The sequence below is a fragment of the Parabacteroides hominis genome (assembly GCF_014287585.1).
GTDB classification, from domain to species: domain Bacteria; phylum Bacteroidota; class Bacteroidia; order Bacteroidales; family Tannerellaceae; genus Parabacteroides; species Parabacteroides hominis.
This window is the reverse complement of the sequence record NZ_JACOOJ010000011.1, coordinates 1-17,433: the sequence shown is the minus strand read 5'-3', so window position 1 is coordinate 17,433 and position 17,433 is coordinate 1. Positions and strand designations below refer to the sequence as shown.

The following is a 17,433-nucleotide window of genomic DNA, read 5'->3' as shown; positions in this document are numbered from 1 at the left end:
TTGTAATAACATAATGATCGTATAGAAATGAAATTATCATATTTATCTCTTATTCTTGTTTTAAGTTGTGCTTGCGCCCAGCCCGGACAAGAAAAGTATCCCGATATAACGGATGCGGCGCGTACTGCGTTTTGTGTGGCATCCGACGATACGGCCTTGGTGAAGATATTCGATTGGGCCGTAAGTAACTCGAATCAGTATGTCGGAGAGGATTCCGATCCGGTCGGGCCCTGGTATGAAGCGGCTTTGCCGAATCGCCAGGCGTTCTGCATGCGGGATGTCTCTCATCAGTGTATAGGCGAGGAACTGAACGGGCATGGCAGGCAAAATGCGAATATGATGGGTAAGTTTGTCGAGAATATTTCCGAGTCGAAGGATTATTGCACCTATTGGGAGATAGACAAGAATAACTTGCCGGCTCCGGCTGATTATGTTTCCGATCAGGATTTCTGGTATAACCTGAATGCTAACTTCGATGTGATGAATGCTTGTTACCGTTTGTACCTCTGGACAGGAAATGAAGTCTACATCAATAATCCCCGTTTTGAAGAGTTCTTCCGTTTATCGGCAAATGAATATATCGGCAGGTGGCAATTGCAGGCGGATCGGATCATGGAACGTCCGGGTGTGATGCACGAAGATGATTCGCGTGTCGATCCGAAGTTCAAAACCTTCCGTGGGCTCCCTTCTTATGAGGAATCAGTTAGGGGCCTGACGGTAACCGGCGATTTGATCGCTACGATCTACCGGGGTTTGAAATCGTATGCACAGATACAACGGCTGAGAGGAAATGAAGAAGCTGCCCGCCACTATGAGTTGAAGGCGGAAGAGTATGCCCGCCTCTATAATACCGCTTGGTGGAATGAAGAGACTCAAAACTATTATGCCTATAAGTTGGAGAATGAGAATCTGAAAGAAGGCGGATGCAATGTCTTTCCCCTCTGGTTCGGCATCGTAGACAAGCCGGAACGTATCAACCGTCTATTGACGATCTTGTCTGAGAAGGAGACAAACGTGGAAAGCATGTCTTATTATCCGGTGATCTTTTATAAATATGGCAGGCAGGATATGGGCTATCATTTCTTGAAGGAACTTTATGCAAATGAACGCAGGGATTATCCCGAAGTAGCCAGCGGTGTGATCGAGGGGATTGTGCGTGGGCTTGCCGGCGTAGATGCCGATGTCACGGCAAACCGTATTGCCACCCTTCCGCGCTTTACGGATGCGACTCGTTGGGTTTCAATTGAAAATATTCCTGTATTTTCAGGAAAAATATCTATCTTGCATCAATCTGCCGGAAGTAGTACCCTTGTGAATAAGTCCGGGAAAGAATTGATTTGGAGAGCCATGTTTCCGGGTGATGTCGCCATGATTAACGGGATAGATGCCGAGCATACGAACGATGAGCTGGGTAATCCGTTCAGTTATCTCGATATTGTTTGTAAACCGGGTGAAACGAATACCGCTGAAGTACATAAATATAAACTTGAAGAAGATGAAAAATTCGATTAAACTTGTTGCCTTGTTGTTAACCGCCGGATTTTATTCCGCTTGTACCCAACAATTGCCTACCGATACCCGGAATCGCATCCCTCTGGAGGGCAATTGGGGATTGCAACTGGATACTACAGGGACTGGCATCACCCCGGAGTTATTGACAAAGCCTTGCACCGACTCTCTTTTCCTGCCCGGCACGACCGATATAGGAAAGAAAGGAGTTTATAATGAGGATATGACACTGACTACAGCCCTTTCCAGGGAATATCTCTTCGAAGGGAAAGCGTTGTACACGAAGCAGGTCGATATACCGGAAGAATGGGACGGAACATCCGTCCGCCTGGTGATGGAGCGCACGAAACCCACGACGATCTGGATAGATGGAAAAGAAGCAGGGTCGAATTGTGATATCTCTACGGCTCAACAATATGACCTGTCTTCCTATCTGTCTCCGGGCCTCCATACCCTTGCCATTTTAGTCGATAACGGAAAGGAGGCCGTCCCGGAAAAGGTCTACGGTTCTTCACATGCCTATTCCGCTTCCACACAAACGAACTGGAACGGAATCATCGGTGATTTCTATCTGGAAAGCGCACCTCTTTGCGGGATCGATGATATCCAGCTTTATCCGGATGTCGCGAAAAAATCGGTAACCGCCAGAGTAACCCTCCGTACGAGCGGTTCGCCTACCGTCCCAACAGGGACACTGTCCTTCTATGCCGAAGCCTGGAATACGGATAAACAACATAAAACACCGGTACAGACGATTGAAGTGGACTGGACGAAACCGGAACAGGAGTTCGAACTTGCGCTGGGCGATGAGGCGTTGCTATGGAGCGAATTTACTCCGGCCCTTTATCGTTTCTCTGTCTCATTAAAAACGGATCAATCCGTCGATACCCAGCAGGCAACTTTCGGCTTGCGCGATTTCAAGACGAAAGGCCGCCAGTTTACCATGAATGGCAAGGTCACGTTCCTACGCGGAAAACATGACGCCTGCGTTTTCCCCCTGATTGCCCATACCGCAATGGATGTGGAGACTTGGCGGCACTATTTCCGGGTAGCGAAACAATACGGCATCAATCATTACCGTTTCCATTCCTGGTGTCCTCCCGAAGCCTGCTTCGAGGCGGCCGATATCGAAGGCATTTACCTGCAACCGGAACTACCTGTTTGGGGGAACATCGATATCAACGACCGGGAATTATGCGATTATCTGTTGAAAGAAGGGCGGAACCTGCATCAGGCGTATAGTAACCATGCCTCTTTCGTCATGTTCGGATTAGGGAATGAGATGTCCGGTGAAGAGGGGCTTGCGATGTTACTCCGAACCTTCAAGAAGGAAGACAACCGCCATCTCTATGCTTCCGGTTCGAACAATTATTTAGGCTTTAAAGGGAAACAGGCCGATGAAGATTATTTCACCACCTGCCGCGTCGGGCGTGAAGACGAGAAGCAGTTCAACACGCATGCCCGCGCCTCTTTCTCGTTTGCCGATGCTTATGACGGCGGGTATCTGAACCACACATACCCGAATTCGGAGATGAATTTCTCATCCGCCAATGATTTGTGCGATATTCCGATTATCAGCCACGAGACGGGACAGTTCCAGGTATATCCGGATTACGAAGAGATAAAGAAATATACAGGTGTATTGAAGCCCCGCAATTTCGAAATCTTCAGGAAACGCTTGGAAGAGGCCGGCATGATCGGCCAGGCTCATGACTTTATGATGGCTTCCGGCAAATGGTCGGCCCTGTTGTACCGGGCGGATATCGAGATGAACCTGCGTACACCGGAATGGGGCGGTTTCCAGTTGCTCGATTTGCAGGATTATCCGGGGCAGGGATCGGCTTATGTCGGAATCTTGGATGCTTTTATGGAAAGTAAAGGGTTGATCGCGCCGGAAGAATGGCGGCAATTCTGTTCGGAAGTAGTCCCTCTGTTCTGCACGGAAAAATTCTGTTGGACCAACGATGAAGCATTGACCGGAGAGGTGGAGATTGCCAATTATTCCGAAAACGATTTGAATGGCAAGCAATTATCCTGGACATTGACCACTCCTACAGAGGTCTTGGATAAAGGCGTTTTACCTTTGCATGTTAAACAGGGAGAGTTGGCAAAGGCAGGCATTTTGAAGCCGGCGATCGCTTCTGTACGGAAGGCGGAAAAGGTCACGCTTACCTTGTCGATAGACGGCACTCCCTACCGGAATGATTATTCCCTTTGGATTTATCCGGCTGACAAGGAGGTTAAACCGGCTGGAGACATTTGCGTGACGGATAATCTGGACGCTTATCTGAAATACCTGACGGAAGGCGGCAAAGTCCTTTGGTTCCCTTCAAAAGACAAGCATAAGGACCAGACGGTTGGCGGACTTTTCCAGACGGATTATTGGAATTACCGTATGTTCCGGACTATTTGCGAGAACTTAGGCCGCCCTGTCTCTCCCGGTACATTGGGGATCTTGACCGATCCCGGACACCCTGCATTGGCTGCTTTTCCGACAGAGTTCCATACCGACTGGCAATGGTTCCCGATCATCAAACAGAGCTACCCCATGATCCTGGACCGTCTTTCCGATGATTACCGCCCGATAGTACAGGTGATCGACAATGTCGAACGTAACCATAAATTAGGCCTGCTATTCGAATTCAAGGTAGGCGAGGGCAAACTCTTGGTTTGCATGTCCGACCTGAAAGCCGTACAGGACAAACCGGAAGCCCGGCAGTTCTACAGTAGTATTCTGGAATATATGGAAACTCCTGCTTTCGCACCGTCTTACTCTTTATCCGCCAAGGATTTGCAAGACCTGTTTACGGCTAAAGTGAAGGTGGGAGAGATGAAGAAGCTGTTCAATATTTCGTCTTATAAGTAGCCTCTTTTAAAATGGGAATATGCCAAAATCCAAGGCAACCGCATCAAGATTTGGCAGATTTAAATCATCATTTAACAGTTCGAATTTTTTCGGAATTAAGCCCGATGGATGATTAAGGCTTCTTACGCACACGATATTAAAGACTAAATTATTATCTTTGCACTCTGTAAGCGGGAGGTATCTTTAGGTACACTCTCGCACGAACGGAATACAATTAATAAATCGACGATATGATTCTATTCTTTCAATCTCCAACAAAGACGGTGTTAGCAGTGGAGGCTGCACACGCTTTCTCTCCTGAAGATGTAGAAAAATTAGTTTGGGCTTTTAGCGAGGCAAAACCTCTCCAGGCTGAAACATTGGAAGGCTGGTATGTAGGCCCGCGCAGGGAAATGATCACCCCGTGGAGTACGAATGCCGTGGAAATCACCCAGAACATGGGACTCACCGGTATCTCGCGCATCGAGGAATACTTCCCCGTTTCTTCAGGCGAAGCAGAACATGACCCGATGTTGCAGCGTATCTACAACGGTCTGAACCAGGACATCTTCACGATCAGCAAACAACCGGACCCGATTGTTTATATCGAGGATATCGAGGCCTACAACAAGCAGGAAGGACTGGCATTGAGCGATGAAGAAGTATCTTACCTCAACGAAGTGAGCCAGAAGTTGGAACGCCGGCTGACCGACAGCGAAGTGTACGGTTTTGCACAGGTAAACTCGGAACACTGCCGTCACAAAATCTTCGGCGGTACATTTATTATCGACGGAGAAGAGAAAGAAAGTTCTCTTTTTAACCTGATTAAGAAAACATCGGCGGAAAACCCGAACAAGTTAGTTTCCGCTTATAAAGATAATGTGGCTTTCAACGAAGGTCCGGTGATCGAACAGTTTGCTCCGGCAAGCGGTGACAAACCTGACTTCTATGAAGTAAAGGAGATCAAATCGGTTATCTCGCTGAAAGCTGAAACCCACAACTTCCCGACAACTGTCGAACCGTTCAACGGTGCGGCTACCGGATCGGGTGGTGAAATCCGTGACCGTTTAGGCGGTGGCAAGGCTTCTCTGCCGATCGCCGGTACAGCCGTTTACATGACTGCTTATCCGCGTACGGAAGGTGCTCGTGAATGGGAAAAGATTCTCGATCCGCGTCCCTGGTTATACCAGACTCCGGAACAAATCCTGATCAAGGCTTCGAACGGTGCATCCGATTTCGGCAACAAGTTCGGACAGCCGCTGATCTGCGGTTCGGTCCTGACTTTCGAGCACGAAGAGAACAATAAGAAATATGCTTACGACAAAGTAATCATGCTGGCCGGTGGTGTCGGTTACGCCAATATGCGCGACGCGTTGAAGGGTGATCCCGCACCGGGCGAAAAAGTAGTCCTGTTAGGTGGTGACAACTACCGTATCGGTATGGGAGGCGGCGCGGTTTCTTCGGTAAACACAGGGCAGTACACCAGCGGTATCGAGTTGAACGCCGTGCAGCGTGCCAACCCGGAAATGCAGAAACGTGTTTCCAACGTGATCCGTGCGATTGCCGAATCGGACAACAATCCGGTTATCTCGATCCACGACCACGGTGCAGGCGGTCACTTGAACTGTCTCTCCGAATTGGTGGAAGCAACCGGCGGACATATCGATATGAGCCAGCTGCCTGTCGGTGACCCGACACTTTCCGCGAAGGAAATCGTGGGTAACGAAAGCCAGGAACGCATGGGCTTGCTGATGAAGGAAGAAGATGTTGCCCGCGTACGGCGCATTGCCGACCGCGAACGTTCGCCGATGTATGTGGTGGGTGAAACGACCAACGATATGAAGTTTGTTTTCGAACAGGCCGACGGCGTGAAACCGATCGATATCAAGTTGGAATATATGTTCGGTAAACCGCCGAGAACGATCATGAAGGACCATACGGTTGAAGAAACCTATGCTCCGGTCGTTTATAAAGAATCAGAATTGCATCATTACCTCGAAAACGTGCTTCAGCTGGAAGCTGTTGCATGTAAGGACTGGTTGACCAACAAGGTAGACCGCTCGGTGACCGGCAAGATCGCACGCCAGCAGTGCCAGGGCGAATTGCAGTTACCGTTGAGCGACTTAGGTGCTGTTGCATTGGATTACCGTGGAAAAGCGGGTATCGCTACATCTATCGGCCATGCTCCGCAGGTAGCGATGATCGACCCGGCAGCCGGTTCCGTTATGGCGATTGCCGAATCACTGACAAACATTGTATTCGCTCCGTTGGCAGACAAGCTGTCCGGCGTATCACTGAGTGCTAACTGGATGTGGCCGTGTCGCAACGAAGGCGAAGACGCTCGTCTTTACACGGCTGTTCAGGCTGCTTCAGACTTTGCTTGCTCCTTAGGTATCAATATCCCGACAGGCAAGGACTCTCTGTCCATGACGCAGAAGTATGGCGACGACAAGGTGATTGCTCCGGGTACGGTTATTATCTCCGCCGGCGCCGAAGTAAGCGACATCCGCAAGATTGTTTCTCCGGTATTGGCTCACGAAAAGAATTCTTACCTTTATTATATAGACTTCTCGTTCGACACGATGAAGCTGGGTGGTTCCGCTTTCGCACAGGTATTGAACAAGCTCGGCAACGAAGTGCCGACCGTAAAGGACCCGGAATATTTCCAGGATGCGTTCAACGCCGTACAGGATGCGATCGAAAAGGGCCTGATCCTGGCCGGACACGATATTTCTGCCGGCGGTATGATTACGACCCTGTTGGAAATGTGTTTCGCCAATGTGGAAGGCGGTCTGGATGTGAACCTCGACAAGTTGTCGGAACAGGACATCGTCAAGATCCTGTTCTCCGAAAATCCGGGTATCATCGTACAGGTGAAGGACAAGAAAGCATTCGAGAAACTGATGGAAGATGCGGGCGTAGGTTTTGCTGTTATCGCCAAGCCGACCAGCGAACGCCATTTGTTGGTTTCCAAAGACGGTATTCAGTACCACTTCGGCATCGACTATATGCGTGACGTATGGTACGAATCTTCTTATAAACTGGATATCAAGCAGAGCGGTAGCGTATGCGCAGGCAACCGTTTCGAGAACTACAAGATGCAGCCGCTGGAATTCAAATATCCGAAGAACTTCACCGGTAAGTTGTCTTCTTACGGCTTGACTGCCGATCGCAAAGGGAAGAGCGGAATCCGTGCTGCCGTAATCCGTGAAAAGGGTTGCCAGTGCGAACGTGAAACGTCTTATGCACTGTATCTGGCAGGCTTCGATGTGAAAGACGTTCACATGACCGACTTGGCTTCCGGACGCGAGACTTTGGAAGACGTGAACATGATCGTATTCTGTGGCGGTTTCTCCAACTCCGACGTCTTGGGCTCTGCCAAAGGATGGGCCGGCGGTTTCTTATATAACGAGAAAGCCAAGAAGGCACTGGACAACTTCTATGCACGTCCCGACACGTTGAGCTTGGGTATCTGCAACGGTTGCCAGCTGATGGCCGAGTTAGGAGTCGTTTATCCGGAACATGAGAAGAAGCACAAGATGTTGCACAACGATTCGCACAAGCTCGAATCGAACTTCATCTCGGTCGAGATTCCGAAGAACCATTCTGTTATGTTCGGCTCGATGAGCGGCTTGAAGTTAGGTATCTGGATTACGCACGGTGAAGGCAAGTTCTCTTTCCCGTATGAAGAAAAAGAATACCATATCGCACTTAAATACAACTACGAAGGCTATCCTGCCAATCCGAACGGTTCGCCTTGGTCGGTTGCCGGTGTCTGCTCGCACGACGGACGCCATCTGGCTATGATGCCTCACTTGGAACGTGCGATGTTCCCGTGGCAATGCGGTTACTACCCTGAAGATCGTCGTAACAGTGACGAAGTCACTCCGTGGATCGAAGGCTTCGTGAATGCACGGAAGTGGATAGAAGAGCATAAGAAATAATATACGATAGAAAGAAAATTTAGCCGATTTTCGGAATAAAATCCGGCAGACTTTCTTATTGAAACGGATAGGTATCGAAGATTATTCGAATGCTTATCCGTTTTATATTATATCCAACACAATAAATGACCATCTCTTATTATATGTTTCTTCCGCATTAATCCCTATCTTCGCAAAAGAATATAAACCTTTACTAAGATTTACGGCAAATGGAAAAGTTACAAGTCATCCAGAACAAGATTTATGAGATCAGAGGGTACAAAGTCATGCTGGACTTTGATCTGGCAGAAATGTACCAAGTAGAAACCAGAACACTAAACCAAGCAGTGAAACGAAATATCACACGCTTTCCTCCCGACTTTATGTTTCAACTGGCAAACGAGGAATTAGAATATATGTCATCACATTTTGTGATGACATTACCTGCCAAACGTCCGAAGTCTTCTTTACCGTTCGCTTTTACGGAACATGGTGTCGTCATGCAGACAGAATAACCGAACTCCAAAATGAAGTAAAAGAACTCAAAGAATACATAGAAGAGGCTTTCGCCGATTACAACGACATCAACGACGACACGCGAATGCAACTGGAATTGATAAACCAAACGCTTGCCGAGTTGCAAAGTAAAAAATCAATCAGTGACAAACCACGTCCTCGGATTGGCTTTGTGAAATAGAATCTCTATCTTCGTGCTTTAAACAATAAACAAGTTACACTGTTTCATGAAAAAGTTGCAAAGAACTTGAAAAGCATGCGAAAAATGCACGCTATGTCGTGGGCAATTTGTAACACAAATGTAACATATATGTCGTACTTGCGAAACAGTATTTTTATTCCTTTGCAAACAAAATTATAACAATAAATCACCATCCAGAGCCCAAAAAGTTAGGAATGAAATCAGGAAAGATCATCGCGCTCGGTCTGTTGGCGCTGCTTCCGTTTGCTTTGAAAGCGCAGGAAGCTCAGGAAATAGATAAATTGAATGCTCGTGTCGATTCACTTTCGCAGGAGACGACGACTCTGGACAAAATCGTCCGGAAGCTCAGCAAGTTCAAAGTATCGGCCTATATCCAGGGACAATTCCAATATGGACAGGAAGATGCCACCCTGAAAGTCGGCGACAAGAACGAACATGAAGATAAAGGTTTCAACCGTTTCGGTATCCGCCGCGGACGGTTGAAATTCGAATATAACGACGGTATCGGAACCGGCGCCATACAGATCGAGGCAAACGACAAAGGCGTCAGCTTCCGCGACCTATACATCGGCATCAAAGATCCCTGGACAAAACGCAGCCAACTGATGGCAGGTGTTTTCAACCGTCCTTTCGGCCACGAAATCGGTTACTCGACCAGCGGCCTGGAATCTCCCGAACGTGCCACCATCATCCAATACTTCTTCCCGGACGAACGCGATTTAGGCGCGATGCTGACTCTCCGTACCAGAGAAACGAGCCCGCTCAACTTTCTCCGTCTCGACGCCGGACTGTTTGCCGGCAACAGCATCAACCGCGAAACCGACAGCCGCAAAGACTTCATCGGCCGCCTGGGAGCCGAAAAGGAAATAGGCAACTGGGGAAAATGGGGATTAGGCGCCTCTTACTACAATGGCGGAGTCTACAACCCGACTACCACGGCCTACGAACTTCAGGGCAAAAAATTCGTAGCTGTCGACAAAGGAGAAACCGGCACATACATGAAACGTGAATACATCGGCTTGGACGCGCAGTTCTCGTTCAAAAACAGCTGGGGAACGACAACCCTGCGCGGTGAGGGACTGTTAGGTACACAACCGGGAATCGCTACCAGTAGTAAAAGCCCGAACACCGGAACACGTCCGGCAAACGAACCGGAGAACTCCCTGTTCAAACGCCCTTTTATCGGCTATTTCTTCTATCTGGTGCACGACATCGGGACCTCTCCATTCTCAGCCGTCCTGAAATACGACGCTTATGATCCCAATACTAAGTTGAAAGGGAATGAGATCGGCGTTGGAAACAGCCTGACTTCCAAGACCGACCTCGCCCAGAGCACATTCGGCATCGGTGCTTTGTACCGCTTCAACAAACATATCCGCGTGCAAGCCTACTATGAGTTCAATTTTAACGAGAAGAGCGACTTCGTAAAGGGATATGAAAAAGACAGGAAAGACGACGTTTTCACCCTGCGCCTGCAATATAAGTTTTAATACAAACGTAACATCTGTTTCACACTCTTGCAATATCTCTGTATTTACTTTGCATACAGAAAATTAATTCAAAACAGAGTAATGAAAAAGACAATTGTTATGGCCGCAGTAGCCGCCTGTATGTTTGTATCGAATGTGTTTGCACAGAAAATTAAAGGAAGCGACACTTGCCTTCCCTTAAGCCAGACGGAAGCAGAAAACTTCATCAACAAAAATAAATCGGCTAAGATAACAGTGACGGGCGGAGGTTCCGGCGTTGGCATCTCAGCCTTGATGGAAGGGACAACCGATATTGCGATGTCTTCCCGCAAGATGAAATTCGACGAAAAAGTCAAATTGCAGGAAGCAAAGAAAAGCACCAAAGAAGTGGTGATCGCTTACGACGCGCTGGCGGTAGTCGTACACCCGTCCAACAAAGTGTCGAACCTGACGCGCGAACAGCTCGAAGGCATTTTCACCGGAAAGATCAAGAACTGGAAAGAAGTGGGTGGAGCGGATATGAAGATCGTGGCGTATTCGCGCGAAACCTCCTCCGGGACATACGAGTTCTTTAAGGAAAGCGTCCTGAAGAACAAGAACTACATGAACGGCATCCTCAGCATGCCCGCAACAGGAGCCATCATCCAGTCTGTCAGCCAGACTAAAGGAGCCATCGGTTATGTCGGCCTGGCTTACATCAACAAAGAAGTAAAACCGATCCATGTCTCTTACGATGCAGGCAAAACATTCACCGAACCTTCCTTTGAAAATGCAAAAAGCAAGGCATACCCGATCGTCCGTCCGCTATTCTACTATTATGATGTAAAGAATGAGGGAAAAGTCAAATCTTTTATCGATTATATCTTGTCGGCAGAAGGGCAGGCAACGGTAAAACAGGTCGGTTATATCCCGGTCAAATAAATCCTGTTGCACAATTATTATTTATTTGTGCAACAATATTGGTTAATTTTGCACATTCTTTGGTTTATTGTGCTACCTTTGCCGCATATATTTTTTATTTACACATTTTATTTACATGAAGACATTAACAATTGGGGATCTGAAAGCCCGCATTCCAATCATCCAGGGTGGAATGGGCGTAGGAATCTCTCTCTCCGGCTTAGCCTCAGCCGTTGCAAATGAAGGTGGGATTGGCGTTATCTCCGCCGCCGGTCTCGGTCTCTTATATAAGAAACTTTCTCCCAACTACACCGAAGCCGGAAATCTGGGCCTTGCAGCTGAGATCCGGAAAGCCCGCGAAAAGGCCAAAGGCATTATCGGCGTGAACGTGATGGTCGCCCTTTCAGACTTCGCCGAGCTGGTAAAAACCAGTATTGCGGAAAAGGTAGACATCATTTTCAGCGGCGCCGGACTTCCGCTGGACCTGCCCTCTTTCCTGAAGAAAGACAGCGTGACGAAGCTGGTCCCTATCGTATCGAGCGCACGTGCCGCAAAGATCATCTGCGAGAAATGGAAAAACAACTACGACTATCTTCCCGATGCTGTCGTGCTGGAAGGCCCGAAAGCCGGCGGTCACTTAGGATATAAGGAGAACCAGTTGGAAGACGAGCATTTCTCACTGGAAGAACTGCTGCCTCAGGTAGTGGAAGAAGTTTCACACTTCGAAGAAAAATACAACAAGAGAATCCCGGTAATCGCAGCAGGAGGCATTTACACGGGTGAAGATATCAAACGCGTGATGGACCTGGGAGCATCGGGCGTTCAATTAGGAACCCGTTTCGTCACCACTACCGAGTGCGACGCTTCCGACGCTTTCAAAGAAAGCTACATCAAAGCGGAAGAAAAGGATATCGAGATTATCAAGAGTCCTGTCGGCATGCCGGGACGAGCTATCCACTGCAATTTCTTGCAGAAAGTGAAAGACGGCTTGAAGCAACCGAAGGTTTGCCCCTTCAACTGCATCAAGACTTGCGACATCTCGCGAAGCCCCTACTGCATCGTGACCGCCTTGTATAACGCTTTCAAGGGAAACTTTGAGAACGGTTATGCCTTTGCCGGAAGCAATGCCTGGCGGACAACCCGCATCATGTCGGTAAAAGAAACGATCAGCGAGCTGATCAACGAGTGGAAACGTTCCGACCAACCGGCTCTTTCCTCCCGATAAATAAAAAGTTTCATCGGCATGGAACTTTTGTTTCCCGCCGATGAAACTTTTGTTTCTTGCCGGTGAAAATTTATTTTCACTTAGGAGAAAATAAATTTTCACCCTGAGAAAAAAGTGAAAACTTTATCATTTATCCTCTTTTTTCTTCATATTCGTCTCGATAACGAATGCGACAATCAACCCCAAACCTCCAAACAAAAGGACGGATGCGCCATAAGCAGTGCTCATCACCTGATATTCGTTGTAGAAATCAAACTCGCGTCTGCTTGCAGCCAACATCAAACTCAGGAAGAAGGCGACCATCAATCCCACACCGACTCCCATCAGCAGACAGCCGGCCTTCAATGAATTGAATGAAAAACGAGGTATCCCATAAGAAGGAAGGCTCAATTTCCCATCAAAGGCAGAATTATTCAAGTTTTCTCCGATCTTCTCAATAATCGCCATACGCTCTTTTCTACGTACGAAAAGTTCAAACAACGCATAAATGGCAGCAAATACAATTCCGGTAGTCAACGGAACAATAACAAAATCCATCATAACTGTACTGTTTTAAATGATTAATTAATTTCTTTGCTACTTTTGACGCACCTCTTTCCGAAAGGTTACAGATCGGGAAGAAAAAATATTTATTATTTTTGTTGATGCAAGTTGTAACCTATTCGCCCGGCTTGCGTCCATTATAATACGATGGAATTGTATACCGATACATATTACATACAAAGGATACAAGCGGGAGATACGGCATGCTTTGCCTGCCTTCTCGATAAATACAGCCGACCTGTTCATTCGTTAATCTTAAAGGTGGTCAGAAACCGGGAAGATGCGGAGGAACTGGCGCAGGATGTGTTTATGAAGGTGTTCAAGAACCTGTCGTCGTTCAAAGGGGAATGCAGTTTCTCCACCTGGATCTACCGGATTGCCTACAATACGGCCATCTCGGAAACACGGAAAAAGAAACACGAGTTTCTGGCGATCGAGGAATCGGTTATTAATAATGTATCGGAACAAGAGGTGGCGGAGGCGTTTGGCAGGACTGACAGCACCGAACAGATACAGATGCTCGATGCTGCACTCGCCCAATTGCCGCCCGACGAGCGCGCCGTCATCCTGCTCTTTTATATGAAAGAGAAAACGATCGACGAAGTGGCGACCATCACCGGGCTGACCTCTTCTAATATAAAAGTGAAATTGCACCGCATACGAAAGAAACTGTTTGTTGTATTAAAAGGAATGGAGGAACAATAAAATGACCGAGAAGAATGACATATTGAAAGACCTGTTTAGCCGGATGCCCGAAGAGGAGCTTCCCGCTTCGTTCCGTGCCAACGTGATGAGGCAGATCATGGCCGAAGCCGAACGGATACGCAAGCGTAACGAACGCTGGGGATGGATTGCCGTCATCGCCGCTTCGCTGCTTATGATCGGCGTCGCGATTGCCTCGTTCCTCTATATGGGCATCCCCAAAATATCCGTGCCGATACCCGATCTGGACGCACTCCCTTTCTATGTCTATATCGGGATGCTTACCCTAATCCTGTTGGGAGCCGATTACAAGCTCAGGCAAATATTCAAAAGGAGGCAGATGTCTCACAAAGAAAAGATGTAAGTGGCGGTATTACAAGCCAAAAAGATTGTTTTTCCATATAAAAACTCTTGTAAGTCAGAAAAAAGCATTACCTTTGCCCCGATTTTTGAGAGATGACAACATAATGTCTAACTTACTAATTAAAACAAACTTAAGTATTAACAATTAGAGAATGGAAAATTTAAAGAACATTCAGCCCATTGAAGATTTCAACTGGGATGCTCTTGAAGAGGGCGATTCTTACGGTCAGGTAAGCAAGGACGATCTTGTAAAAACGTATGACGAAACTTTGAACACCGTAAAGGACAAAGAAGTCGTTATGGGAACTGTAACTGCAATGAACAAACGTGAAGTTGTAGTGAACATCGGTTTCAAATCAGATGGCGTTGTATCTATGGCGGAATTCCGTTACAACCCGGATCTGAAAATTGGTGACGAAGTAGAAGTCTACATCGAAAACCAGGAAGACAAAAAAGGACAGTTGATCCTGTCTCACAAGAAAGCACGCGCTACACGTTCTTGGGATCGTGTTAACGAAGCTCTTGAAAAAGACGAAATCATCAAAGGTTACATTAAATGTCGTACGAAGGGCGGTATGATCGTTGACGTATTCGGTATCGAAGCATTCTTGCCGGGTTCTCAGATCGATGTCAAGCCGATCCGCGATTACGATGTATTTGTAGGTAAGACAATGGAATTCAAGATCGTGAAGATCAACCAGGAATTCAAGAACGTTGTTGTATCTCATAAAGCTCTTATCGAAGCTGAACTCGAACAGCAGAAGAAAGACATCATCTCCAAACTTGAAAAAGGCCAGGTACTGGAAGGTACGGTCAAGAATATTACTTCTTACGGTGTATTCATCGACCTGGGTGGCGTAGACGGTTTGATCCACATCACAGACCTGTCTTGGGGCCGCGTTTCTCATCCGGAAGAAATCGTTCAGCTGGATCAGAAGATCAACGTGGTTATCCTTGACTTCGATGATGAAAAGAAACGTATCGCTCTCGGCTTGAAGCAGCTGACTCCGCATCCTTGGGATGCTCTGGATCCGAACTTGAAAGTCGGCGACAAAGTAAAAGGCAAAGTTGTCGTTATGGCTGACTACGGTGCATTCATCGAAATCGCTCCGGGCGTAGAAGGCCTGATCCACGTTTCTGAAATGTCTTGGACACAGCACTTGCGTTCTGCTCAGGACTTCATGAAGGTAGGTGACGAAATCGAAGCTGTTATCCTGACACTGGATCGCGACGAACGTAAGATGTCTCTGGGTATCAAACAGCTGAAAGCTGACCCGTGGGAAGATATCGAATCTCGCTTCCCGGTAGGTTCTCGCCATGCGGCTAAAGTTCGCAACTTCACTAACTTCGGTGTATTCGTAGAAATCGAAGAAGGCGTAGACGGCTTGATCCACATCTCTGACCTGTCTTGGACAAAGAAAATCAAACACCCGTCGGAATTTACCCAGATCGGTGCTGAAATCGAAGTTCAGGTTCTGGAAATCGACAAAGAAAACCGCCGTTTGAGCTTAGGCCACAAACAGCTGGAAGAAAATCCTTGGGATGTATTCGAAACAATCTTCACGGTTGGTTCTATCCACGAAGGAACAATCATCGAAGTGCTGGATAAGGGTGCTGTAATCTCTCTGCCTTACGGCGTAGAAGGTTTCGCAACTCCGAAACACCTGGTAAAAGAAGACGGTTCTCAGGCTGCTGTAGACGAAAAACTGCAGTTCAAGGTAATCGAATTCAACAAGGAAGCTAAGAGAATCATCCTTTCTCACAGCCGTATCTTCGAAGATGAACAGAAAGGCGCTAAGAAAGAATCTGGCGAAAAGAAATCATCTGCTAAACGCGGTGGCAAGAAAGAAGAAGAATCTGCAATGGTAACTGGTCCGGTTGAAAAGACTACACTGGGTGACATTGAAGAACTCGCTGCTCTGAAAGAAAAATTGGCTGGTAAATAATTACCGCCTTTTCAGATAAAATAAAAGGAGATGTCCACCCGGATATCTCCTTTTTTATTGCTTGAAAAAAAGAATAGAGAAAGCTCCCTTAGTCTACCTCCTTGATCACTTCCTCTACTTGTTCCTGTTCACCATAATATTGGCAACTTTCGCCGATGCCTAACAAAGCATTTATTTCATGACGCTTGTCCAAGTCTGTAAAATAGGCATCCACTACCTTATAAATATCGAATCCGCCTGTAGAACCGGCAGCCAGATTCAATGATTCTACCAATTTACCTGTAGCCTTGCGAATTTCAGCTTTATTGATCAAATGAAACTCATTGTTGTGAATTAATTGACTCTTTCCCATGATGTTTGATTTTAAAGTTATACTTGTTCTTCATTAATAACCATTCCCGAAAGCGGTAAGTTTAATCTCCCCGTCTCGTTTAATGCACTAAATATACAAACATCCTCGGATCTTTCAACCTTTCGGACCTTTTATTTTCAATAAACATGAAAAATATATCTAATTCGGTTGCGAAATTTACCGATGGGCAATAATAATCGTCCCATTAAACACAGAATAAATTCTATTCTATTTGGTTATGTAAAAATTAATTCTGAAATTTGTTCACAGATAATATAAAAACTATGGGCACGAACGAAGACAACTACAACGTAACGATTCTGATCGCAGAAGATGAGGAAAGCAATTTCCTATTATTAAAAACCATTTTGAAAAGACACTGTAATGTTCTGCAGGCCAGGACAGGTTTGGAGCTATTGAAAGTCTTTGAAGAAAAAGGGGCCGACCTGATTTTGCTGGATATCAAAATGCCGGAGATGAATGGAATCGACGCCTTGAAGGAGATTAGAAAGAAAGATACGCAGATACCCGTTATCATGCAGTCTGCTTATGCTTTCGAGAACGATATGGAAGCCGCTCGTGCCGCAGGTAGTAACGGCTTTATCACCAAGCCCATAAATATTGTCGAATTGAAAAACACAATTTCTAAATTTTTACCGCAGATTACCTGGTAGAAAGCTTAGTTTCTGTATATTATAAAAAACTGTAATAGTTATAACCCTTGTTATCGCTATTACAGTTTTGTTTTATCCGAATCCTTAATCTCCATAAAAGCACAATGCGCTCCCGGCTTGCCGGGGCAAATGAACAAATAAAAAGGAGGGTGTGTCAAAACCGACACATCCTCTTTTTATATCGTTTCCTCCTTTTCCCGATATAGTATTTTTCTATGCCGCAATTTTCCGAGTTGTATAAGTAATAATTGCCATTTTCGTTCT

At 46.7% G+C, this 17,433-nt stretch carries 12 protein-coding genes and 1 pseudogene; 11 read left to right on the top strand and 2 right to left on the bottom strand.

The window, feature by feature from the left end; genetic code table 11:
- Positions 1 to 27 precede the first annotated feature (27 nt).
- The 7 genes and pseudogenes from H8S65_RS08305 (at position 28) to H8S65_RS08275 (ending at position 12,589) form a co-directional block, all read left to right on the top strand.
- Positions 28 to 1,512, top strand: a complete 1,485-nt coding sequence (locus H8S65_RS08305; RefSeq protein WP_122204038.1) for a trehalase family glycosidase — start codon at positions 28 to 30, stop codon at positions 1,510 to 1,512.
- Positions 1,496 to 4,375 (top strand): DUF8487 domain-containing protein, encoded by a 2,880-nt coding sequence (locus tag H8S65_RS08300; RefSeq protein WP_186929523.1) that lies wholly within the window; start codon positions 1,496 to 1,498, stop codon positions 4,373 to 4,375. The genes H8S65_RS08305 and H8S65_RS08300 overlap by 17 nt, the downstream gene beginning before the upstream one ends.
- A gap of 230 nt (positions 4,376 to 4,605) precedes the next feature.
- Complete coding sequence (gene purL / locus H8S65_RS08295) at positions 4,606 to 8,298, top strand: phosphoribosylformylglycinamidine synthase (RefSeq protein ID WP_186929522.1); 3,693 nt, start codon at positions 4,606 to 4,608, stop codon at positions 8,296 to 8,298.
- Positions 8,299 to 8,507: 209 nt separating this feature from the next.
- Positions 8,508 to 8,974: pseudogene (locus H8S65_RS08290) on the top strand (ORF6N domain-containing protein).
- Between the two features lie 215 nt (positions 8,975 to 9,189).
- Positions 9,190 to 10,485 carry a putative porin gene (locus H8S65_RS08285; protein WP_186929521.1) on the top strand — a complete coding sequence of 432 codons (1,296 nt, stop codon included), beginning with the start codon at positions 9,190 to 9,192 and terminating at the stop codon, positions 10,483 to 10,485.
- Positions 10,486 to 10,566: 81 nt separating this feature from the next.
- Entirely contained in the window at positions 10,567 to 11,385 is an 819-nt protein-coding gene (locus tag H8S65_RS08280) for a phosphate ABC transporter substrate-binding protein (protein WP_186929520.1), read from the top strand.
- A 115-nt stretch (positions 11,386 to 11,500) separates the two neighbouring features.
- Positions 11,501 to 12,589: an NAD(P)H-dependent flavin oxidoreductase gene (locus H8S65_RS08275; protein WP_186929519.1), complete on the top strand. Its 1,089-nt coding sequence runs from the start codon at positions 11,501 to 11,503 to the stop codon at positions 12,587 to 12,589.
- Between the two features lie 126 nt (positions 12,590 to 12,715).
- Here the strand turns inward: H8S65_RS08275 and H8S65_RS08270 are convergent, their stop codons facing one another.
- Positions 12,716 to 13,129 (bottom strand): DUF6249 domain-containing protein, encoded by a 414-nt coding sequence (locus H8S65_RS08270; RefSeq protein WP_186929518.1) that lies wholly within the window; start codon positions 13,127 to 13,129, stop codon positions 12,716 to 12,718.
- A gap of 150 nt (positions 13,130 to 13,279) precedes the next feature.
- On the opposite strand from H8S65_RS08270, the gene H8S65_RS08265 reads away from it, so the two are divergent.
- The 3 genes from H8S65_RS08265 to rpsA all read left to right on the top strand — a co-directional run bounded on the left by H8S65_RS08265 (position 13,280) and on the right by rpsA (position 16,143).
- On the top strand, positions 13,280 to 13,837 hold the full coding sequence (locus tag H8S65_RS08265) for an RNA polymerase sigma factor (RefSeq protein ID WP_186929517.1): 558 nt from the start codon (positions 13,280 to 13,282) through the stop codon (positions 13,835 to 13,837).
- Position 13,838: 1 nt separating this feature from the next.
- A complete protein-coding gene (locus H8S65_RS08260) occupies positions 13,839 to 14,198 on the top strand; it encodes a hypothetical protein (protein WP_186929516.1) in 360 nt (119 codons plus the stop codon).
- A gap of 151 nt (positions 14,199 to 14,349) precedes the next feature.
- Positions 14,350 to 16,143, top strand: coding sequence for a 30S ribosomal protein S1 (rpsA, locus tag H8S65_RS08255; protein WP_186929515.1), 1,794 nt, complete (start codon positions 14,350 to 14,352; stop codon positions 16,141 to 16,143).
- Between the two features lie 88 nt (positions 16,144 to 16,231).
- Here rpsA and H8S65_RS08250 read toward each other — a convergent pair whose 3' ends face one another.
- Entirely contained in the window at positions 16,232 to 16,495 is a 264-nt protein-coding gene (locus H8S65_RS08250; protein WP_186929514.1) for a hypothetical protein, read from the bottom strand.
- 284 nt (positions 16,496 to 16,779) lie between these two features.
- Here H8S65_RS08250 and H8S65_RS08245 point away from each other — a divergent pair, with 284 nt between their 5' ends.
- Complete coding sequence (locus H8S65_RS08245) at positions 16,780 to 17,169, top strand: response regulator (protein ID WP_186929513.1); 390 nt, start codon at positions 16,780 to 16,782, stop codon at positions 17,167 to 17,169.
- The last annotated feature ends 264 nt before the right edge of the window (positions 17,170 to 17,433 follow it).

Coding starts and splice junctions, on each gene's coding strand:
- H8S65_RS08275 (WP_186929519.1), top strand. CDS start 11,501: ATGAAGACATTAACAATTGGGGATCTGAAAGCCCGCATTCCAATCATC.
- H8S65_RS08260 (WP_186929516.1), top strand. CDS start 13,839: ATGACCGAGAAGAATGACATATTGAAAGACCTGTTTAGCCGGATGCCC.
- H8S65_RS08300 (WP_186929523.1), top strand. CDS start 1,496: ATGAAAAATTCGATTAAACTTGTTGCCTTGTTGTTAACCGCCGGATTT.
- H8S65_RS08265 (WP_186929517.1), top strand. CDS start 13,280: ATGGAATTGTATACCGATACATATTACATACAAAGGATACAAGCGGGA.
- H8S65_RS08250 (WP_186929514.1), bottom strand. CDS start 16,495: ATGGGAAAGAGTCAATTAATTCACAACAATGAGTTTCATTTGATCAAT.
- rpsA (WP_186929515.1), top strand. CDS start 14,350: ATGGAAAATTTAAAGAACATTCAGCCCATTGAAGATTTCAACTGGGAT.
- H8S65_RS08245 (WP_186929513.1), top strand. CDS start 16,780: ATGGGCACGAACGAAGACAACTACAACGTAACGATTCTGATCGCAGAA.
- H8S65_RS08305 (WP_122204038.1), top strand. CDS start 28: ATGAAATTATCATATTTATCTCTTATTCTTGTTTTAAGTTGTGCTTGC.
- H8S65_RS08270 (WP_186929518.1), bottom strand. CDS start 13,129: ATGATGGATTTTGTTATTGTTCCGTTGACTACCGGAATTGTATTTGCT.
- H8S65_RS08285 (WP_186929521.1), top strand. CDS start 9,190: ATGAAATCAGGAAAGATCATCGCGCTCGGTCTGTTGGCGCTGCTTCCG.
- H8S65_RS08280 (WP_186929520.1), top strand. CDS start 10,567: ATGAAAAAGACAATTGTTATGGCCGCAGTAGCCGCCTGTATGTTTGTA.
- purL (WP_186929522.1), top strand. CDS start 4,606: ATGATTCTATTCTTTCAATCTCCAACAAAGACGGTGTTAGCAGTGGAG.